We start from the raw sequence: 18,902 nt of genomic DNA, 5'->3' as shown, positions 1-18,902 counted from the left end.
ACGGAGCGGTCGCGCCCCGTCGGCCTCCGCCTTGACGCCTCACCCGAAACGTGTGGTGAACTGCCCGCCAGCCCCCTCCCCCATTCGGCCGCCCCGCGCGGCTTCGAGGACCTTCGACCCGTGAACTACCTTTCGACGCGCGGCACGGCCCCCCGCCTCGGCTTCGAGGACGTGCTGCTGGCCGGCCTCGCGCGCGACGGCGGCCTGTACCTGCCCGAGTCCCTGCCGACGCTCGACGCCGCCGCCATCGCCGGCCTCGCGGGCCGCCCCTATGCGGAGGTCGCGGAGCGGCTCATCGCCCCCTTCACGGGCGACTGCTTCGCGCCCGGCGCCCTGCGGGCCATGACGGAGGGCGCCTACGGCACCTTCCGCCACCCGGCCGTGGTGCCGCTGAGCCAGCTCGACAGCAACTTGTACCTGCTCGAGATCTTCCACGGCCCCACGCTCGCCTTCAAGGACGTGGCGATGCAGTTGCTCGGGCGCATGATGCAGGAGGTGCTGGGGCGCCGCGGCCGGCGCACCACCGTGGTGGGCGCCACCTCGGGCGACACGGGCGCGGCCGCCATCGAGGCCTTCCGCGGCCTGCCCGCCGTCGACGTCTTCATCCTCTACCCGCACGGCCGCGTGTCGGACGTGCAGCGCCGCCAGATGACCGGCGTCGACGCGCCCAACATCCACGCGATCGCGGTGGAGGGCACCTTCGACGACTGCCAGGCCATCGTGAAGGCCATGTTCAACCACCACGGCTTCCGCGACGAGATGAACCTGTCCGGGGTCAACTCGATCAATTGGGCGCGCGTGCTGGCCCAGCTCGTCTACTTCTTCACCGGCGCGGTCGCGCTCGGCGCGCCGCACCGGAAGGTGTCCTTCGCGGTGCCGACCGGCAACTTCGGCGACGTGCTGGCGGGCTGGATCGCCAAGTCCATGGGCCTGCCGGTCGACCGGCTGGTCGTCGCCACCAACGAGAACGACATCCTGGCCCGCTGCCTCGCCACCGGCATCTACGAGGTGCAGGGCGTGCGCCCGACGCAGTCCCCCTCCATGGACATCCAGGTGTCGTCGAACTTCGAGCGGCTGCTGTTCGAGGCCTACGGCCGCGACGACGCCGCGGTGCGCGGGTTGATGGCGGGCCTCGGCCAGTCGGGCCGCTTCGCGATCGCGGAGGGCCCCATGGCGCGCATCCGCGCCGAGTTCGACGGCGTGCGGGTCGACGAGGACGGGACGCAGGCCGAGATGCGGCGCACGTACCGCGAGGCCGGCGTGGTGCTCGACCCCCACACGGCGGTGGGCGTTGCGGCGGCGCGCGGCGCGCTGGAGCGCGACCCCGCCACCCCCGTGGTGGTGCTCGGCACCGCGCATCCCGCGAAGTTCCCGGACGCGGTCGAGCGCGCCACCGGCCAGCGCCCCGCCCTGCCGGCCCACCTCGCCGACCTGCTGCACCGGCCCGAGCGCTTCACCGTGCTGCCCAACGCCGTCGAGGCCGTCGAGCGCTTCATCCGCGACCGGGCGACGGCCGAGGCCGCCGCGTGACGGCGCGCGTCACGACGCTCCCGTCCGGGCTGCGGATCATCACCGACCACATCCCCCACATGCACACGACTTCGCTGGGCCTGTGGGTGGGCATCGGCTCGCGCCACGAGACCGAGGCCGAGCACGGCCTGTCGCACTTCCTGGAGCACATGGCCTTCAAGGGCACGAGGACGCGGTCGGCGCGGCGCATCGCCGAGGAGATCGAGGGCGCGGGCGGCGACCTCAACGCCGCCACCTCGACCGAGCAGACCGCCTATTACGCCCGCGTGCTGCCCGGCGACGCGCCCCTCGCGCTCGACATCCTGTCCGACATCCTCACCGACAGCGCCTTCGACCCCGCCGAGATCGAGCGCGAGAAGGAGGTGGTGCTCCAGGAACTCGGCGCCGTTGAGGACGTGCCGGACGACCTCGTCTTCGAGCTCTTCACCGAGCACGCCTATCCCGGCCAGCCCATCGGCCGCCCGATCCTCGGCACGCCCGCCGGCGTCAGGCGCTTCGACCGCGACGCCGTGAGGGGCTTCCTGGAGCGCCGCTACCGGGCGGACCAGACCGTGATCGCCGCCGCCGGCGCGGTGGACCACGACACGGTGGTGGCCGAGGCCGAGCGCCGCTTCGCGGGGCTGCAGAACCTCGACGCGCCGCCCGCGCCCGCGGCGGACTACCGCGGTGGCGACGTGCGGCTGAAGCGCCGGCTCGAGCAGGCCCACATCGTGGTCGGCTTCGAGGGCCTGTCGTTCCACGACCCGCGCCGCTACGACGCGCACGTCTTCTCCCACGCGGTGGGCGGCGGCATGTCGTCCCGGCTGTTTCAGGAAGTGCGCGAGGAGCGCGGCCTCGCCTACACGATCAACAGCTTCGACTGGACCTACGCCGACACCGGCCTGTTCGGCTTCTACGCCGCCACGGGCGCCGCCAACGTCGCCGAGCTCGTGCCCGTGGCGCTCGACTGCCTCGCCGAGGCGACCGCGACGCTGACGCGCGAGGAGGTCGAGCGCGCGAAGGCGCAGCTCAAGGTGTCGCTGCTGGTGGCGATGGAATCCTCCTCCTCGCGCGCCGAGCAGATCGCCCGCCAGCACATGGCCTACGGCCGCCTGATCGACGCCGACGAGATCCTGCGCGAGGTCGACGCCGTGACGGTGGAGTCGGCGCGGGCGACCGGCGCGGCGATGATCCGCTCGGCCCCCACCGTGTCGGCCATCGGCCCCGTGTCCAAGGTGCCGGGACCCGACGCGGTCGCGGCGCGTTTAGGGATCACGGCTTCGCGGCACTGAGGGGGCCTGACGCGGATGGCGCTGTTCCGGCTGGGACCGAGTTTCGACGCCGCCACGCTGGTGCGGGGCGACGGCGTCTACCTCCGCCCGGCCGAGATGCGCGACTTCGACGAGTGGGCATCCTTGCGCGAGCGCTCGCGCCAGTTCCTGTCGCCCTGGGAGCCCGTGTGGCCGTCGGACGACCTGACGCGCGCGGCCTTCCGCCGCCGCATCCGCCTGCACGGCGAGGAGATGAGCCGCGACGAGGCCTTCCCGTTCCTGGTGTTCCGCGACGACGACACGCTGGTGGGCGGCCTCACCGTCGGGCAGATCCGCCGCGGCGTGTCGCAGACCGCGACGCTCGGCTACTGGATGGGCCACGCCTTCGCGGGCCGCGGCTACATGAGCCGCGCGGTCCGCACCGCGGCGGGCTTCGTCTTCGGCACGCTGCGCCTGCACCGGCTCGAAGCCGCCTGCCTGCCCCACAACGAGGCCTCGATGCGGCTCCTGCAGAGCGTCGGCTTCGTGAAGGAGGGCTACGCCCGCGCCTACCTGCGCATCGACGGCCGCTGGCAGGACCACGTCCTCTTCGCCCTGCTCGACGGCGACCCGGTCAACCCGCCGCAGCGGCGCATGGGGTGACGGGTTTTCCCCGACGCCTTTGCACACCATGGCCTCGCCCGTATCGTGAACGAGGCTGAACATCTCGATCCGATCCGGGCCGCTGTTCCAGGGTCAGATCGGAATGGTCGGACCCGGTCCGCCTCCTCCACCACCCTTCGGGTGGTCCCCCTCCTCCGCGGGCGGAGGAGGATCAAAGCGGCGAGCGTCGTGCGCTGATCCTCCTCTGCGCAGCGGAGGAGGGGGACCGCGCGGAGCGCGGTGGAGGAGGCGGACCGGGCGCGACCGAGCCGGTGCCACGCAGGACTCATGACGCTTCCCAGCATCTTCCACCTCGCCCAGCTCAACCTCGCCCGCTTCCGCGTCCCCGCCGTCGACCCCGCCAACGCCCCCTATCTCGCGGCCCTGGCCGAGGTGGACGCCGCGGCGGAGCGCCAGCCGGGCTTCGTGTGGCGGCTGCGCGGCGCGGGCGCGCTCGCTTCGGGCGCGGAAGCCTTCGGCGACCCGCGCGTCGCCGCCAACCTGTCGGTCTGGACGGACCGCGACGCGCTGGTCGCCTTCGTCTACGGCGACGCGGCGCACCGGGGGATCATGGCGCGCCGCCGCGAGTGGTTCGACCGGATGGAGAACCACCTCGCCCTGTGGTGGGTGCCGGCCGGCCACCGGCCGGACCTCGCCGAGGCGCGCGACCGGCTGGACCGTCTGCGCCGCGACGGGCCGACGGCCGCCGCCTTCACGGTGGCGCGCGCCTTCCCGCCGCCGGGCTGAAGGATCAGCAGCGCGAGGGGACGTTGTTGCAGCGCGTGGTGCGGGTGCGCTGGCGCTGCTTGCGCTTGCCCGCCATCGAGCTGCCGGTCAGCGACGCGGCCGTGGCGGCGGAGGCGGCGGGCGTCAGGTCCTGGTGCGCCATGGGGGCCGCCGCGGCGCCGCCGGCCGACAGGAGCGCCAGGGCGCAGGCGGCGCCGATGATCTTGAAGCTGGTCATGCAGAGTCTCTCGCCTCGATGGGTCGGGCATCATAGGTTAGGGCGGCCCGGCGGCGCGGCCAGGGCGCGGAAGTCCGGTCCTCCGGGGCGGCGGTGCGGGCTGACCCCGGCGGGGCGGCGCTGTACTGTGCCGGGCCTCACCCCGCGAGCCCGCAAGATCCCCGACGCATGACACCGGCCGAGTTCATCAGGAAGTGGGGCGACAGCACGCTGCGCGAGCGGCAGGGCGCCCAGTCGCATTTCAACGACCTGTGCGCGCTCATCGGCGAGCCGACGCCGACCGAGGACGACCCCTTCGGCGAGCGCTACTGCTTCGAGCGCGGGGCCGAGAAGGTGGGCGGCGGCGACGGCTGGGCCGACGTGTGGCGGCGCGGCTGCTTCGGCTGGGAATACAAGGGCAAGCACAAGGACCTCGGGGCCGCGCTGCGCCAGCTCCAGGCCTACGCGCTCGACCTGCAGAACCCGCCCTACCTCGTCGTCTCCGACATGGAGCGCATCGTGGTCCACACCAACTGGACCAACACGGTGTCGCGCCGCCTGGAGTTCTCCCTCGACGACCTCCACGAGCCCGGAAAACTCGACCAGCTCCGCGACGTGTTCCGCGGCTCGGAGCGGCTGCGCCCCGGCACCAGCCCGCAAGCGATCACGCACGACGCCGCCGAGCGCTTCGGCGGCCTCGGCCGCCGCCTGCAGGAGCGCGGGCACGACCCGCGCGCGGTGGCGCACTTCCTCAACCGCGTGATCTTCTGCCTCTTCGCGGAGCACGCCGGCATCCTGGTCGGAAAACCCTTGGTCCGCATGGTCAAGGCCCTGCAGGCGCGGCCGCGCCTCGCGAAACAGCAGTTCGAGGCGCTGTTCGCCACCATGGGCGAGGGCGGCTTCTTCGGCGCCGACGCGGTGCTGCGGTTCAACGGCGGCCTGTTCGACGACGCGGGCGCGCTGCCGCTGGAATCGGACGACCTGAGACTCATCGCGGACAGCGCCGCCGAGCACGACTGGGCCGAGATCGACCCCGCCATCTTCGGCACGCTGTTCGAGGAGGCGCTGAAGGCGGAGCGCAAGCGCGCAGCCCTCGGTGCCCACTACACCGACCGCGACAAGATCCTGAAGATCGTCGAGCCCGTCATCGCGCGGCCGCTGCTCGCCGAATGGGCCGGCGTCGCGGACGGCATCCGCGCCGCCATGGAGGACGCCCGCGGGGCCGCGCTCGACCGCAAGCTCGCGACCGAGCGCGTCGCCGCCACGCTCGACGCCGCGGGCGCGGACCTCGTGATGGAGGGCGAGCGCCGCGCCCTGGCGACGGGCGCGAACCTGGAGCTGTTCGAGGACGCGGGCGCGACCCGCCTGCCCGGCGCCGCCGGCCGCGCCATGAAGAAGGTCCAGCCCGAGCTGACCGCCCTCGCCCGCCGCCGCACCGTGGCGCTGAACCGCGCCCGCGACCTGCGCGACGGCTTCCTCGACCGGCTGGCCAGCTTCCGGGTGCTCGACCCCGCCTGCGGCTCGGGCAACTTCCTCTACGTGGCGCTGCACGCCATCCGCGACATCGAGCTGCGCGCCCTGATGGACGCCGAGCGCCTCGGCGTGCCGCAGGTGCCGCCGCGCGTGTCGCTGCGCAGCTTCCACGGCATCGAGGTCGAGCCCTACGCGGCCGAGCTCGCGCGCGTGACGCTGTGGATCGGCGACCTCCAGTGGAAGCGCCGCAACGGCTACACGAGCTACCCGGAGCCGGTGCTGGAGGCGCTCGACGGGATCGAGAACCGCGACGCCCTGCTGAACCCGGACGGGACCGAGGCGGCGTGGCCGGAGGCCGACGTCATCGTCGGCAACCCGCCGTTCCTCGGCGGCAAGCGGATGCGCGCCGGGCTCGGCGACGAGGCGGTCGAACGGCTCTTCGCGGCCTACAGGGGGCGCGTGCCCGCGGAGGCGGACTTCGTCTGCTACTGGGTCGAGAAGGCGTGGCGGGCGGTGGACGGGGCGGAGCGCCGGGCCGGCCTCGTCACCACCAACTCCGTGCGGGGCGGCGCGAGCCGCAGGGTGCTGGAGCCGATCGCGGCGGCCGGCGCCCTGCACGAGGCCTGGGCCGACGAGCCCTGGGTGCTGGAAGGCGCCGCCGTGCGCGTGTCCATGCTCGGCTTCGGCGAGGGATTTGGAGGGACGCAGCTCGACGGCGCACCGGCGGAGCGGATCAACGCGGACCTGACGGCGGCCGGGACGGACCTCACTCAGGCGAAGCGGCTGAAGGAGAACGCGGGCGTCGCCTTCATGGGCGACACGAAGGGCGGAGCTTTCGACGTGCCGGGCGAATTGGCCCGGCAATGGCTGAGAGCACCCAAGAATCCAAATGGCCGGCCGAACAGCGACGTTCTCAAGCCCTGGCGTAATGCCATGGATGTCACACGCCGATCCGCTGATAAGTGGATCATCGATTTCGGTTGGACGATGGATGAAGCGGCCGCCTAACTATACGAAGCACCATTTCGTCATATTCTGCTTCACGTACAACCTGAGAGAAGTAAAAATAATCGTGAAGCGTATCGCGTAAATTGGTGGAGGCATGTCGAGCCACGTCAAGGCATGTGGCGGGCCATCGCAGAGCAGCCTCAATATATTGTCACGCCGACCGTCGCAAAATATCGAATTTTCTGTCAGATCAGCGCACTCATTTGTGCAGATCACCAACTAATTGCCATTACGTGTAGTGACCACTGCAATCTGGGAGTCCTTCACTCTCGCTTTCATGAGCTTTGGTCACTTCGTATGGGCACGTGGCTCGGCGTCGGCAACGACCCGCGCTACACGCCCTCGACCTGCTTCGAGACCTTCCCCTTCCCCGAGGGCCTGACCCCGAACCTCCCGGCGGCGTCCTACGCCGAAGACCCGCGCGCACGCGCCATCGCCGAGGCCGCGGCGGAGTTGGACCGGCTGCGGGAGGCGTGGCTGAACCCGCCCGACCTCGTGCGGGTCGAGCCCGAGGTGGTGCCGGGCTACCCGGACCGCGTGCTGCCGCGCGACGCCGTGGCGGCGGCCGAGCTGAAGAAGCGCACGCTGACCAACCTCTACAACGCCCGCCCGGCCTGGCTCGACATGGCCCACCGCCGCCTCGACGCCGCGGTGGCGGCCGCCTACGGCTGGCCCGCCGACCTCCCCGACGAGGAGGTCCTCGCCCGCCTCTTCGCCCTCAACCAGGAGCGCGCCGCCGCGGGCCGCTGACGCGCCCTCCCCCTTCTCCCCTCGCGGGAGAAGGGAATCTACGCCCACGTGCGCTCCAGCAGCCCGAGCCAGTTCTCGGATGCGATCTTGCGCAGCAGCGGCTCGCCGTAGCCCGCCCCCCGCAGGTGCGCGAACAGCGCCGGCAGGCCGGCCGCCGAGCCGATGGCCGAGGGCACCACGGCGCCGTCGAAGTCGGAGCCCAGCGCCACGCCGTCCTCGCCCAGCCGCTCGATCAGCGCGTCGAGGTGGCGGCGCATCACGTCGAGGTCGGTGTCGGCCCGCATGGCGCCGTCGGGGCGCAGGAACGCGGTGGCGAAGTTCAGCCCCACGAGGCCGCGGCTTTCGCGGATGGCGTCGAGCTGGCGGTCGGTCAGGTTGCGCGAGGACGCGCAGAGCGCGTGGACGTTGGAATGGCTCGCCACCAGGGGCGCGTCCGTGAGCGCGGCCACGTCCCAGAAGCCCGCCTCGTTGAGGTGGGACAGGTCGACCATGATCTTGAGGCCGTTGCAGGCCTTGACCAGCGCGCGGCCGGCTTCCGTGAGGCCGGGGCCGATGTCGCCGGTGGAGGGGAAGCGGAACGGCACGCCGTGCGCGAAGGCGTTGGTGCGGCTCCACACGAGGCCGAGCGAGCGCAGGCCCGCCGCGTGCAGCACGTCCAGCATGGCGAGGTCGGGGTCGACCGCCTCGGCGCCCTCGATGTGCATCACCGCGGCCACGCGGCCGGCCGCCATGGCGGCGCGGATCTCGGCGACGGTCCGGCACACCGCGAGCCCGTCCGGGAAGGCGCGCTCCAGCCGCAGGAGGATCGACAGCATGCCGACCGTCGAGGTGCGGGCGGGGTCGAGCGCCAGTTCGGGGGTGGGCGGGCGCTCGGTGATGGGCTTCGCCGGCCCCTCCTCGCGCAGCGGCGGCGGGAACACGGCGAAGAGCCCGCCCGCGAGCCCGCCCGCGCGGGCGCGCGGCAGGTCGATGTGGCCCTTGGGGTCGCCCGCGAAGAGCTCCTCGGGCCTGCGCTCGCGGTGCAGGGCGAAGCGCAGCAGCATGTCGTTGTGGCCGTCGAAGACCGGGATCGGGGCGGGATCGGGCATGGAGGTCCGGCTCGGGGGCTGCGTGGCCCTGATGATCGGGACCGGACGGGCGCGCGGCAAGGGCGGCCGGGTTTCTCCTTCTCCCGCCTGCGGGAGAAGGGAGTTGCTCTACTCCACCTGCTCGCCGGGGTAGACGCCCCACAGGTTGCTCTGCTGCTCGTAGCCGTCGAAGCCGTCGCCGTAGATGCGGCACCATTGGCCGTCGCACTTCTTCACGCTGCCGATCACGCCCGGCTGGAGGTTGGCCACCACCTCGGCGTCGGCGCGGGGGTCGCGGAAGAGCGGCAGCGTCTTGTCCTTCTTCCAGGGGGCCACCAGGGCGGTGCGGCGGCCGGACAGCAGCGAGTGGAGCACCCAGCCCTCCGTGCCCTCGGAATCGCGGATCTTGCGCCAGGTGTCGAACTCCGCCGTCACCTCCACGGGCAGGCCCGCGCGCTCGAACACGTAGGAGGAGCGGTGGTCCTTCGAGGGGCCCTCGCGCAGGTTCACCCGGTCCGACTTCAGGCTCACGTAGCGCGGCACCGGCAGGCCGGTCATCGGGCCCTTCTGGTCGACGGCGGCGCCGGCGCCCGACGCGCCCGCCAGCAGCGCCGCCAAAGCCAGTCCGGTGAGGGCCAGTCCGGTGAGGCGGGCGGGGATGGGCATGGGCGGGTCCTCGGGGTCGTTGCGGCCCGTCCCTTTGCCGTTTCGGACGCGCCTGAATGCGCTAGGATGAAGCGACGGCAGGGTTAAGGCGGGGTGAAGCCCGCCGCGCCGTCGAGTCCGCAGGAGCGAAGCGTCAGCGCCATGGCCCGCAAACCCCACGTCGTCGTCACCCGCAAGCTGCCCGAGCGCATCGAGACGCGGATGCGCGAGCTGTTCGACGCGCACCTCAACATCGACGACGAGCCCCATTCCCCCGCCGCCCTCGCCGCCGCGATGGCGGAGGCCGAGGTGCTGGTCCCCACCGTCACGGACCGGATCGACGCCGCGCTGATCGAGGCGGCCGGGCCGCAGCTCAAGCTCATCGCCAATTTCGGCACCGGCACGGACAACATCGACGTCGACGCGGCCCACAAGCGCGGCATCGTGGTCACCAACACGCCGGGCGTCCTCACGGAGGACACGGCCGACATGACCATGGCGCTGATCCTGTCCGTGTCGCGCCGCGTGGTGGCGGGCGCGGGGGTGATCCCGTCGGGCGAGTGGAACGGCTGGGCGCCGACCTTCATGCTGGGCAGCCGCCTCACCGGGAAAAGGCTCGGCATCGTCGGCATGGGGCGCATCGGCCAGGCGGTGGCGCGCCGCGCCAAGGCCTTCGGCCTGTCGATCCACTACCACAACCGCCGCCGCCTCGCCGCCGAGGTCGAGGAGGGGCTGGAGGCGACCTACTGGGACTCGCTCGACCAGATGCTGGCCCGCACCGACATCGTGTCGGTCAACTGCCCCCACACGCCGGCCACCTACCACCTGCTGTCGGCGCGGCGGCTCAAGCTGATGCGGCCGGAGGCCATCCTGGTCAACACGGCGCGCGGCGAGATCATCGACGAGGCCGCCCTGACCCGCATGCTGGAGGCCGACGAGATCGCCGGGGCCGGGCTCGACGTGTTCGAGCACGAGCCCGCGGTGCCGAACAAGCTCGTTCGGTTGGCGCGGGCCGGCAAGGTGACGCTGCTGCCCCACATGGGCTCGGCCACCGAGGAGGGGCGCCTGGAGATGGGCGAGAAGGTGCTGGTCAACATCCGCGCCTTCGTGGACGGCCACCGCCCGCCGGACCGCGTGCTGCCGTCGATGCTGTGAGGGTTGGCGCCCCCTTCTCCCCTCGCGGGAGAAGGTGTCAGGCGAAGCCTGACGGATGAGGGGGCGTGGCGCCGCGCATTCAGCCTCCTGGTCGCCTCGTTTTCAGAGCGGCCTCGACCCGTTGAACCAAGATTTGGGTTCCGCCGATCGCGAGATCGTTCGAAAAACGCAGCACGCGGAAGCCTTGGTGTCCGAGCCATGCATCGCGCTCGGCGTCGCGCACCCGCTGCTCCGGATCGTCGTGTGGAGCCCCGTCGAGTTCGACGACGAGCTTGGCATCCCGACATAGGAAATCCGCCACATAGGGCCCGACCGGCACCTGCCGCCGGAACTTCGCGCCCGCGACTCGACCGTCGCGCAGGGCGCGCCAGACCATGGTCTCGGCCGTCGTCATCTCCCGCCGGAGGCGACGGGCGAAGGTGGTCTGCTCGTTCGGCACCCATCGCGCCATGGCAGCCTCTCGCGTCGCGCCATGCCCCCTCATCCGCCTCGGCTCCGCCGAGGCACCTTCTCCCGCGAGGGGAGAAGGGGATTGCGCCCGGGACTGTACCGGCCATCGTGACGGCACGCGAGGGGCGCTGCCCGCGTCATCCTGGCCCGGCGATCCCGTTAGGGTTTTCGTCCTACGATCGCCCGGCATGACGCCCCGCCCCGCCCGCACCCCGCTCCGCGCCGCCGTCGTGCTGCACGTCCACGGGCTGGAGCGCGCCGCCGACAGGGCCGGCGCGGCGCCCGACAACTACCCGCCCTACGACCTCCTGCGCGTGACGGAGCCGGCCGGCGGCGGCCTGCGGCTCGTCTTCGCGGTGGCCGGCTTCGCCCCGGAGCAACTTGAAATTTTCGTGACAGGGGACCAACTCACCGTCAGCGGCGAGGGGACCGGCGACGGGGACCCCGGCCGGTTCCTGCACCGCGGCATCGCGGCCCGCCGTTTCCGGCGCGCCTTCCGCCTCGCGCCGGGGCTGGACGTCGTCGGCGCCGAACTCGACCGCGGCCTCCTGACGATCGCGCTGGCGCAGCGAGCTGTCGGCTGCGCCGACGGCAGCGTCGCCATCCGCCCGCGGAGCACCTGAGGGAACACCATGTCCGATACGCAAGCCCCCCTGTCGGTCGACGAATTCGCCCACCTCGGCCACGGCGACATCGCCTACGTGAAGGCGATCCGCTCGGACGACGTGCCGAGCCTGTTCCCGCAGGCGCCGACGATCCAGCCCGGGCTCGACCTGTTCATGCTGCTCGGCGCCGACGGCATCCCGATCCTGCTGACCGACAGCCGCGAGACCGCGCTGGCCAACGCCTCGGAGAACCAGCTCGAGACCGTCAGCGTCCACTGACGGCCCCGCCGCGCGACGCTTCTGCGACACGCGGTCCGTTCCGGCGGGGGGCGGCGAACCCGGACCCGGCCGGGGCGTTGGGGACTGCACCGAGGCTTGACCTCGGCTGTAGTCCGAGTGTCCCGATGTCGAAGCTCCCCGTCGCCCTCGCCGCCGTGCGCCTGCTGCCCTTCGCGGAGCGCGGGCGGTCGCTGATCTACGTGGCTTCGGGCGACCACCGGGCCGAGGGCATCGCGCACCTCCTGTCGGAGCTGGCGCCGGAAGCGGCGGTGGCCTTCATCCCGGCCTGGGACTGCCTGCCCTACGACCGCGCGTCCCCCTCCCCCGACGTGCTCGGCCGCACCATGGCGGCGCTCCGCCGCCTCGACGCCCACGTCGCCGGGAAGGGGCAAAAGGCCGGCGCGATCCTGGTCACGACGCTGGAGGCCGCCGTGCAGCGCCTGCCGCCGGCCTCCGCCGCCGAGGCGCTCGACCTCGCGGTCGGCGACGCGGTCGATCCCGCCGCCCTGCGGGCCACGCTGGAGCGCTTCGGCTACCGCCCCGACGACCGCGTCGACGACCACGGCGAGTTCGCGCTGCGCGGCGAAGTGCTCGACCTGTTTCCGCCCGGCCCCGCCCCCTACCGCCTCGCCCTCGACGGCGCCCGCATCGCGGCGATCCACACCTTCGACCCCGCGAGCCAGCGTTCCGTCGAGGCGGTCGAGGCTCTCACGGTCGACCCCGTCTCGACCGTGCTGGCGCCCGCGGGCGCCGAGCCGCTCGACCGCTTCCCCGGCCTGGAGCACCGCTTGGCGGAGCATTACCCCGAACTCCGCACGGTCTTCGACCTCCTGCCGAAGGCGGCGCTGATGATGGAGCCGACCGCGGCCTCCCGCCTCGACGACGTGCTGGCGCAGGCGGCCGAGCACCACCGGGACGCGGTGGCGGCGGGCGGATCCCGCGCAGCCGGCGGCGCCCGACCGCTGCCGCCGGAGTCGCTCTACCTCGCGGAGAAGGAGTGGCGCGCCGCCGCGAAGCGGCGCCTCCAGCCCCTGCCCGGCGCCGAGCCGAGCCTGGTGCCGTATTTCCACGCCGCCCCGAACGCGAGGAAGCGCTGCGCCGCCTTCGTGGCCGAGCGCGCCGCCGCGGGCCACCGCGTGGTGCTGACGGGCGCGACGCCGAAGGACCGCACCGCGCTCGTGCGCGCGCTCGACCGGCCCGTGGACGGGGCCGAGGGCTGGCCCGGCGTGCTGGCGGCCGGGCCGGGCACGGTGCTGACCCTGGCGCTGTCGGCCGAGCACGGCTTCGTCGACGACGAGGAGAAGGTCACCATGGTCTGCGCGGCCGACCTGCTGGGCGGGGCCGCCCACCGTGCCGGCCACCACCATCACCACGCCGTGGCGGTGCCCTGGCACGCCGGCGACGGCGAGTTCGCCATCGGCGACGCGGTGATCCACATCGACCACGGCGTCGGCGTGCTGCGCGCGGTCGAGACCATCGCATCCGAGGCGGCGGGGTCGCGCGACACCGTGCGGCTCGACTACGCCAAGGACGCCGACCTCCTCGCCCCCGTGGAATCGCTCGACCAGGTGTGGCGCTATGGCGGCGCCGGCGACGCGGTGAAGCTCGACCGGCTCGACGACGGCTCCTGGCCGAAGCGGCGCCAGCGCGCCTTCGGCGAGATCGCGACCGCGGCCCGCGCCCTCGTCGACCTCGCCCGCCAGCGCGAGGCAACGCGGGCGCCGGTGCTGAAGGCACCGGCCGCGGCCTACCGCGCCTTCACGGCGCGCTTCCCCTTCCCGCCCACGCCCGACCAGGCCGACGCCATCGCGGCCGTGATCGCCGACCTCGCCTCCGGCCGGCCGATGGACCGGCTGGTCGTGGGCGACGTCGGCTTCGGCAAGACCGAGGTCGCGCTGCGCGCCGCCGCCGTGGCGGCCCTGGCCGGCCGTCAGGTCGCGCTGGTGGCTCCCACCACCGTGCTGGTGCGCCAGCACGTGGCCACCTTCACCCGGCGCTTCGCCGAGCTCGGCATCGGCATCGCTCACCTGTCCCGCCTCACGCCGCCCGCGGAAGCCAGGGCCGTCAAGGCCGGGCTGGCGGACGGCTCCGTCCGCATCGTGGTCGGCACCCACGCGGTGGCGGCGGCCGACGTGGCGTTCAAGGAGCTCGGCCTCCTGATGGTCGACGAGGAGCAGCGCTTCGGCGCGGCCGAGAAGGCGCGGCTGCGCGAGCTCGGCGCGGGCGTGCACGTGCTCACCCTCACGGCGACGCCCATCCCGCGCACGCTCCAGGCCGCGCTGGTGGGGCTGCAGGACCTCAGCGTCATCGCGACGCCGCCGGCGCGGCGCCGGCCCATCCGCACCGTGGTGGCGCCCTACGACGCCGCGACCGTGCGCGGCGCGCTGCTGCGCGAGAAGGCGCGCGGCGGGCAGAGCTTCGTGATCGTGCCCCGCGTCGAGGGGCTGGAGCGCATGGCGAAGGGCCTCGCCGAGAGCTGCCCCGAGCTCACGGTGCTGTCGGCCCACGGCCGCATGGCGCCCGAGGAGGTTGACGCCGCCATGGTGGACTTCGCGGAAGGCCACGGCGACGTGCTGGTGGCGACCTCCATCATCGAGAGCGGGCTCGACGTGCCCCGCGCCAACACCATGGTGGTGGCGGGTGCGGAGCTGTTCGGCCTGTCGCAGCTCCACCAGATCCGCGGCCGCGTCGGGCGCGGGCGGCTGCAGGGCCTCTGCTACCTCATGACGGAGGGCGAGGCCGGCGAGGCCGCGATGCGGCGGCTCGGCAGCCTAGCCGCCTTCGACCGGCTCGGCTCGGGCTTCGCCCTGTCGGGGCAGGACCTCGACCTGCGCGGCGCCGGCGACCTCGTGGGCGAGGAGCAGGCCGGCCACCTCAGGCTGATCGGCCTCGGCCTCTACCAGCACCTGATGGGGCTCGCCATCCGCGAGGCCAAGGGCGAGACCGTCGAGGACTGGTCGCCCGAGATCCACGTCGACCATTCGGGCTCGCTGCCGGCCGACTACATCCCGGAGCCGGAGCTGCGGCTCAACCTCTACGCCCGCCTGTCGCGCGTGTCGGACCCGCAGGAGGCCGAGGCGGTCGCCGAGGAGGTGGCCGACCGCTTCGGGCCGCCGCCCGCCGAGGTGGAAGCGCTGCTGGAGCGCACGCGCCTGCGCGCGCTGTGCCGCCAGCAGGGCGTCGCGCGGGTCGAGGCCGGCCCCAAGGGCATCGCGCTCGACCTGCGCCCCGGCCGGGACCCCGCGGCCCTGGCCGAGCGCGCGCCCGCGGCGCTGCGGGACAGGATCAGGCTGAAGGGCGCTCGGCTGATCTACCCGCTGCCATCGGACACCCCGCGCGAGCGGCTGTCGCTGGCGACGAGCCTGCTGGCCGAGCTGAACTGAGGGGCCCGGCCTCGCCCCGCGGCTCCAGCGGGGTGACGAGGCAGGAGCCCTCGCCGAAGGCGGCGTCGTCCGCCGCCTCCTCGCCGAGCCTCACCTCCAGCCGCACGACGCCGCGCAGGCCCGTGGCCTGCCGCCACGGCACGGAAGCGCGCGGCACCGCCAGGGCGAGGTCGGGGAAGCGGCGCAGCAGGGCGTTCAGCGCGATCTTGGTTTCGAGCCGCGCCAGGGACGAGCCGAGGCAGTAGTGCAGGCCGAAGCCGAGCGCGAGGTGCCGGCCGTTGTCGCGGCGCAGGATGTCGAACCGGTCCGGCTCGCCGAACACCGCCTCGTCGCGGTTGGCGGCCGCCAGCAGCAGGATCACCATGTCGCCCTTGCGGATGCGCGTCCCGGCGATCTCGAGGTCCTCCAGCGCGAAGCGCGGCGTGCCGTGCTCGACCGGGTTGGTGTAGCGGAAGAACTCCTCGACCGCGCCCTCCATCAGCGAAGGGTCGCGGCGCAGCATCTCCATCTGCTCGGGATGGTCGATCAGCGCCATCAGGCCGTTGCCGATGAGGTTCACGCTGGTCTCGTGCCCGGCGAAGAGCAGGAGGAAGATCATGCCGATCAGCTCGTCGCGGCTGAGGTGGTCGCCCTCCTCCTCCACCGCGATGAGCTTGGCGATCAGCTTGCCGTCGGGCTCGCGGCGGCGCAGGTCGATCAGGTCCTCGAAGAACTTGAGCAGCTTCGGCATGGCGGGGAGCCAGCGCATGGCGCGGCGCACCGGCTTGTCGTTGACCTCGATCAGCCGCACGACCTGGTCGTGGAACTCCAGCCGCCACTCCTCTGGGATGCCCAGCATCTCGGAGATGACGCGCAGCGGCAGCGGCAGGCAGAACGCGTCCATCAGGTCGACGGGGGCGCCGCCCCGCCCCCTGGCCGCGGCCTCGTCGAGCAGGGTGTCGACCATGCCCTCGATCCACGGCGCCATGTCGGCCACGGCGCGCGGCGTGAACACCTTGGACACGAGGCGGCGCAGCCGCGCGTGGGCGGGATCGTCGACGCTGACCATGGAGGCGCCGACGAGCTTGATGAGCTTGGGCGCGTAGGGGCCGCCGAAGCCGAACATCGGCGTGCGCTTGGCGTTGCGGGGGTCGGTCGAGAAGCGCGGGTCCTTGTGGACCTTGAGCACGTCCTCGTAGCGCGTCACCACCCATCCCGTGCCGCGGGTCGGGATCGTCGCCTTGATGACCGGCGTGTGGCGCCTCAGCTCCGCGTAATAGGCGTAGGCGTCACCCCGGCTGGCGGGGTCCCAACGGACAGCTTTCAAGGATCGGTCCTTCTCCGGGCAGCCGTCCGCGAGCGGCGGAAGCTTGGCCTCAGTCGGCGGTCACCTTGATATCATTTGCGGCTTTAGCAAGACTGGAGCGCGCGCGGGCGCGGCGGCGCGGCGAAAACACCGCCTCCGGCCGCCCGCACGGCGCCCGTCACATGCCGTGCAGCACCGTCGCGGTGTTGCCCTGGCGCAGGTTGCGATAGCGCGACAGCGCCCACAGCGGGAAGAACTTCGCGTATCCATTGTAGCGGAGGTAGAACACGCGCGGGAAGCCCGTGCCGGTGTAGTGCGGCTCCTCCCAGAACCCGTCCGCGCCCTGGTGCTTCTCCAGGTAGGCCACGCCGCGCTTCACCGCCGGATGGTCGACCTCGCCCGCCGCCATCAGGCCGATGATGGCCCAGGCGGTCTGCGACGCCGTGCTCTCGCTGGGGAGGTATTCCACGTAGTCGAGCGCGTAGCCGGCGTCGGCCTCGCCCCAGCCGCCGTCGGCGTTCTGGATCTTCAGGAGCCAGTCGACGCCGCGGCGCACCGCGGGGTGCGACGCCGGAACCCCGACCGCGTTGAAGGCGCAGAGCACCGACCAGGTGCCGTAGATGTAGTTCACGCCCCAGCGGCCGAACCAGCTCCCCTCGGGGTGCTGCTCCTTCAGGAGGTAGTCGACGCCGCGGCGCACGGCCTCGCTGGTGTCCGCGGTTTCCCCGAGCTGGCCCAGCATGGACAGGCAGCGCGCCGACACGTCGGCGGTCGGCGGGTCGAGCAGCGCGCCGTGGTCCGCGAAGGGGATGTGGTTGAGGTAGTAGGAGGTGTTGTCGACGTCGAAGGCGCCCCAGCCGCCGTTGGTCGACTGCATGCCGACCACCCACTCGACGGCCCGCTCGATGGCGTGGTCGTAGCGGCGCGTGCCGGACTTGTTGCGGGTGCGGTCCATCGCCATCACGACCACGGCCGTGTCGTCGAGGTCGACGTAGTGGTCGTTCTTGTACTGGAAGGCCCAACCGCCCGGCCTGAGGTCCGGCCGGCGCACCGCCCAGTCGCCCTTGAAGTCGAGCACCTGCAGCGGCAGCAGCCAGTCGAGCGCGCGCTCGGCCGCATCGCTCTCGTCGCGCTCGGCCTCGAGCAGGGCGTGGGACGCCAGCACCGTGTCCCAGATCGGCGACAGGCAGGGCTGGCAGAAGGCCTCGTCGCCGTTCTGGGCGACGAGCTTCTCCAGAGCGGCGCGGGCCACGATCATGTCCGGATGGTCGTCGGGGTAGCCGAGGACGTGGAACATCATCAGCGTGTAGGCGATCGACGGGTAGATGGCGCCGACGCCGTCGTCGCCGTTCAGCCGCTCGGTCAGGAAGTCGACCGCCTTCTCGACCGCGCTGTCGCGGCTCTTCTTCGGGAACATCGGCTCGACCACGCGCAGCGCCTTGTCGAGCCCGACGAAGAAGGCGCCCCAGAAGCCGACCTGGTTGGCGGTCTTGGGCCAGCGCTTCACGGCGTGGGGCGGCACGTGGAACAGCTCGTCGATGCCGACGCGGCGCGGGTTGGCCGCCTTGGGCTTCTTGGCCATCAGCACCAGCAGCGGCACCACGGTGTCGCGGGCCCAGTAGCTGAAGCGCCAGATGTTGATCGGAAACCAGATCGGCGCGTGCATGAGCTCGACCGGCATCACCGGCACCGCGCTCCAGGGCACAATGTCGAAGAAGGCCAGCATCATGCGCGTGAAGATGTTCATGTGCACGGCGCCGCCGTGGGCCAGGATGGCCTCGCGCGCCCGGACCATGTGGGGCGCGTCGACGGGATCGCCGGCGATCTTCAGCGCGAAATAGGCCTTCACGCTGGCCGACATGTTGAGCTCGCCCTTGGCCAGCATGGGCCAGCCGCCGTGCGGCTCCTGCAGGCGGCGCAGGTAGTTGGCGGTGCGGCGCTCCATGTCGGGGTCGCTTTCCCCGAGGAAGTGCTTCACCATGATGTATTCGGCGGGGATCGCGGCGTCGGCCTCCAGGTCGAAGGCGTAGTGGCCGTCCGCTCGCTGGTCGTCGCGCAGGGCCGACGTGGCCCGCGCGATGGCGGCATCGAGTCCGGTCAAACCGGACAGGGACGGCCGGGCGGCGGGTTCAGCGACGTGGACGGCGAGTGACATCAGGCGCGAGTTCTCAGGTTCTTTCCGGCGAAAGGTGGCGTGCAGCGCCGTCTTCGGCTTGCTGCACCGCGGGACAATGCCATGTAGAATGGCCGAACCATGGCTTTGTTTCACATTTGACGCCCCCTGTCCCGATGGCGCGGCGGTTAAGGTCAACCTGTGTCCCCCGTGGAACACCCCCACGGCGCCGTATCGCAACGCAGCGAAAAAAAGCCGTTGCCAAGCCGGATCGGAGCCTCTAGGGAGATGTTCAGCGGCGCCGCGGCGCCGCTCATCGCTGAT

At 72.5% G+C, this 18,902-nt stretch carries 16 protein-coding genes; 10 read left to right on the top strand and 6 right to left on the bottom strand.

All coding sequences use genetic code 11. The features are described from left to right. Positions 1–120 precede the first annotated feature (120 nt). The 4 genes from thrC (at position 121) to L7N97_RS12310 (ending at position 4,169) form a co-directional block, all read left to right on the top strand. Positions 121–1,530 carry a threonine synthase gene (thrC, locus tag L7N97_RS12325; protein ID WP_237478560.1) on the top strand — a complete coding sequence of 470 codons (1,410 nt, stop codon included), beginning with the start codon at positions 121–123 and terminating at the stop codon, positions 1,528–1,530. After that, positions 1,527–2,801, top strand: a complete 1,275-nt coding sequence (locus L7N97_RS12320) for a M16 family metallopeptidase (RefSeq protein WP_237478559.1) — start codon at positions 1,527–1,529, stop codon at positions 2,799–2,801. Before thrC ends, L7N97_RS12320 begins: the two co-directional genes overlap by 4 nt. Before the next feature lie 15 nt (positions 2,802–2,816). After that, positions 2,817–3,422, top strand: a complete 606-nt coding sequence (locus L7N97_RS12315) for a GNAT family N-acetyltransferase (RefSeq protein ID WP_237478558.1) — start codon at positions 2,817–2,819, stop codon at positions 3,420–3,422. Positions 3,423–3,710: 288 nt separating this feature from the next. Then, positions 3,711–4,169, top strand: a complete 459-nt coding sequence (locus tag L7N97_RS12310; protein ID WP_237478557.1) for a DUF3291 domain-containing protein — start codon at positions 3,711–3,713, stop codon at positions 4,167–4,169. 4 nt (positions 4,170–4,173) lie between these two features. On the opposite strand, the gene L7N97_RS12305 is transcribed toward L7N97_RS12310, so the two are convergent. Continuing rightward, the gene (locus L7N97_RS12305; RefSeq protein WP_237478556.1) at positions 4,174–4,386 is read right to left on the bottom strand and encodes a hypothetical protein; all 213 of its coding nucleotides are present in this window, start codon (positions 4,384–4,386) and stop codon (positions 4,174–4,176) included. Positions 4,387–4,554: 168 nt separating this feature from the next. Between L7N97_RS12305 and L7N97_RS12300 the strand changes: the two genes are divergently transcribed. Further along, positions 4,555–6,846, top strand: a complete 2,292-nt coding sequence (locus L7N97_RS12300; protein WP_237478555.1) for a class I SAM-dependent DNA methyltransferase — start codon at positions 4,555–4,557, stop codon at positions 6,844–6,846. Positions 6,847–7,143: 297 nt separating this feature from the next. Beyond that, positions 7,144–7,596, top strand: a complete 453-nt coding sequence (locus tag L7N97_RS12295; RefSeq protein WP_237478554.1) for a hypothetical protein — start codon at positions 7,144–7,146, stop codon at positions 7,594–7,596. Between the two features lie 38 nt (positions 7,597–7,634). On the opposite strand, the gene L7N97_RS12290 is transcribed toward L7N97_RS12295, so the two are convergent. Together L7N97_RS12290 and L7N97_RS12285 are read right to left on the bottom strand one after the other, a co-directional pair. Beyond that, positions 7,635–8,684, bottom strand: a complete 1,050-nt coding sequence (locus L7N97_RS12290; RefSeq protein WP_237478553.1) for a dipeptidase — start codon at positions 8,682–8,684, stop codon at positions 7,635–7,637. A 108-nt stretch (positions 8,685–8,792) separates the two neighbouring features. Then, complete coding sequence (locus L7N97_RS12285; protein ID WP_237478552.1) at positions 8,793–9,329, bottom strand: SH3 domain-containing protein; 537 nt, start codon at positions 9,327–9,329, stop codon at positions 8,793–8,795. A 141-nt stretch (positions 9,330–9,470) separates the two neighbouring features. On the opposite strand from L7N97_RS12285, the gene L7N97_RS12280 reads away from it, so the two are divergent. Continuing rightward, on the top strand, positions 9,471–10,463 hold the full coding sequence (locus L7N97_RS12280) for a 2-hydroxyacid dehydrogenase (protein WP_237478551.1): 993 nt from the start codon (positions 9,471–9,473) through the stop codon (positions 10,461–10,463). A gap of 79 nt (positions 10,464–10,542) precedes the next feature. Here L7N97_RS12280 and L7N97_RS12275 read toward each other — a convergent pair whose 3' ends face one another. Beyond that, positions 10,543–10,914 (bottom strand): endonuclease domain-containing protein, encoded by a 372-nt coding sequence (locus L7N97_RS12275; RefSeq protein ID WP_237478550.1) that lies wholly within the window; start codon positions 10,912–10,914, stop codon positions 10,543–10,545. Positions 10,915–11,101: 187 nt separating this feature from the next. Between L7N97_RS12275 and L7N97_RS12270 the strand changes: the two genes are divergently transcribed. From L7N97_RS12270 to L7N97_RS12260, 3 genes are all read left to right on the top strand, one after another. Further along, positions 11,102–11,536: an Hsp20 family protein gene (locus tag L7N97_RS12270; RefSeq protein ID WP_237478549.1), complete on the top strand. Its 435-nt coding sequence runs from the start codon at positions 11,102–11,104 to the stop codon at positions 11,534–11,536. A gap of 9 nt (positions 11,537–11,545) precedes the next feature. Continuing rightward, a complete protein-coding gene (locus L7N97_RS12265) occupies positions 11,546–11,797 on the top strand; it encodes a BQ00720 family protein (RefSeq protein WP_237478548.1) in 252 nt (83 codons plus the stop codon). A gap of 125 nt (positions 11,798–11,922) precedes the next feature. Then, positions 11,923–15,180 (top strand): TRCF domain-containing protein, encoded by a 3,258-nt coding sequence (locus tag L7N97_RS12260; RefSeq protein ID WP_237478547.1) that lies wholly within the window; start codon positions 11,923–11,925, stop codon positions 15,178–15,180. On the opposite strand, the gene L7N97_RS12255 is transcribed toward L7N97_RS12260, so the two are convergent. Both L7N97_RS12255 and shc read right to left on the bottom strand, forming a co-directional pair. Next, positions 15,083–16,486: a cytochrome P450 family protein gene (locus tag L7N97_RS12255; RefSeq protein WP_237478546.1), complete on the bottom strand. Its 1,404-nt coding sequence runs from the start codon at positions 16,484–16,486 to the stop codon at positions 15,083–15,085. The genes L7N97_RS12260 and L7N97_RS12255 overlap by 98 nt on opposite strands. A 157-nt stretch (positions 16,487–16,643) precedes the next feature. Beyond that, entirely contained in the window at positions 16,644–18,620 is a 1,977-nt protein-coding gene (gene shc, locus L7N97_RS12250) for a squalene--hopene cyclase (protein ID WP_237478545.1), read from the bottom strand. Between the last annotated feature and the right edge of the window lie 282 nt (positions 18,621–18,902).

Source organism: Lichenibacterium dinghuense, assembly GCF_021730615.1.
Taxonomy (GTDB): Bacteria; Pseudomonadota; Alphaproteobacteria; order Rhizobiales; family Beijerinckiaceae; genus Lichenihabitans; species Lichenihabitans dinghuensis.
The sequence above is the reverse complement of the archived record's forward strand: the minus strand, read 5'-3'. Positions and strand labels throughout refer to the sequence as shown.

Excerpts from the sequence above, each read along its gene's own strand:
- L7N97_RS12260 (WP_237478547.1), top strand. The coding sequence starts at position 11,923 with ATGTCGAAGCTCCCCGTCGCCCTCGCCGCCGTGCGCCTGCTGCCCTTC.
- L7N97_RS12310 (WP_237478557.1), top strand. The coding sequence starts at position 3,711 with ATGACGCTTCCCAGCATCTTCCACCTCGCCCAGCTCAACCTCGCCCGC.
- L7N97_RS12300 (WP_237478555.1), top strand. The coding sequence starts at position 4,555 with ATGACACCGGCCGAGTTCATCAGGAAGTGGGGCGACAGCACGCTGCGC.
- L7N97_RS12275 (WP_237478550.1), bottom strand. The coding sequence starts at position 10,914 with ATGGCGCGATGGGTGCCGAACGAGCAGACCACCTTCGCCCGTCGCCTC.
- L7N97_RS12285 (WP_237478552.1), bottom strand. The coding sequence starts at position 9,329 with ATGCCCATCCCCGCCCGCCTCACCGGACTGGCCCTCACCGGACTGGCT.
- L7N97_RS12290 (WP_237478553.1), bottom strand. The coding sequence starts at position 8,684 with ATGCCCGATCCCGCCCCGATCCCGGTCTTCGACGGCCACAACGACATG.
- L7N97_RS12305 (WP_237478556.1), bottom strand. The coding sequence starts at position 4,386 with ATGACCAGCTTCAAGATCATCGGCGCCGCCTGCGCCCTGGCGCTCCTG.
- L7N97_RS12315 (WP_237478558.1), top strand. The coding sequence starts at position 2,817 with ATGGCGCTGTTCCGGCTGGGACCGAGTTTCGACGCCGCCACGCTGGTG.
- L7N97_RS12270 (WP_237478549.1), top strand. The coding sequence starts at position 11,102 with ATGACGCCCCGCCCCGCCCGCACCCCGCTCCGCGCCGCCGTCGTGCTG.
- L7N97_RS12265 (WP_237478548.1), top strand. The coding sequence starts at position 11,546 with ATGTCCGATACGCAAGCCCCCCTGTCGGTCGACGAATTCGCCCACCTC.
- shc (WP_237478545.1), bottom strand. The coding sequence starts at position 18,620 with ATGTCACTCGCCGTCCACGTCGCTGAACCCGCCGCCCGGCCGTCCCTG.
- L7N97_RS12295 (WP_237478554.1), top strand. The coding sequence starts at position 7,144 with ATGGGCACGTGGCTCGGCGTCGGCAACGACCCGCGCTACACGCCCTCG.
- L7N97_RS12280 (WP_237478551.1), top strand. The coding sequence starts at position 9,471 with ATGGCCCGCAAACCCCACGTCGTCGTCACCCGCAAGCTGCCCGAGCGC.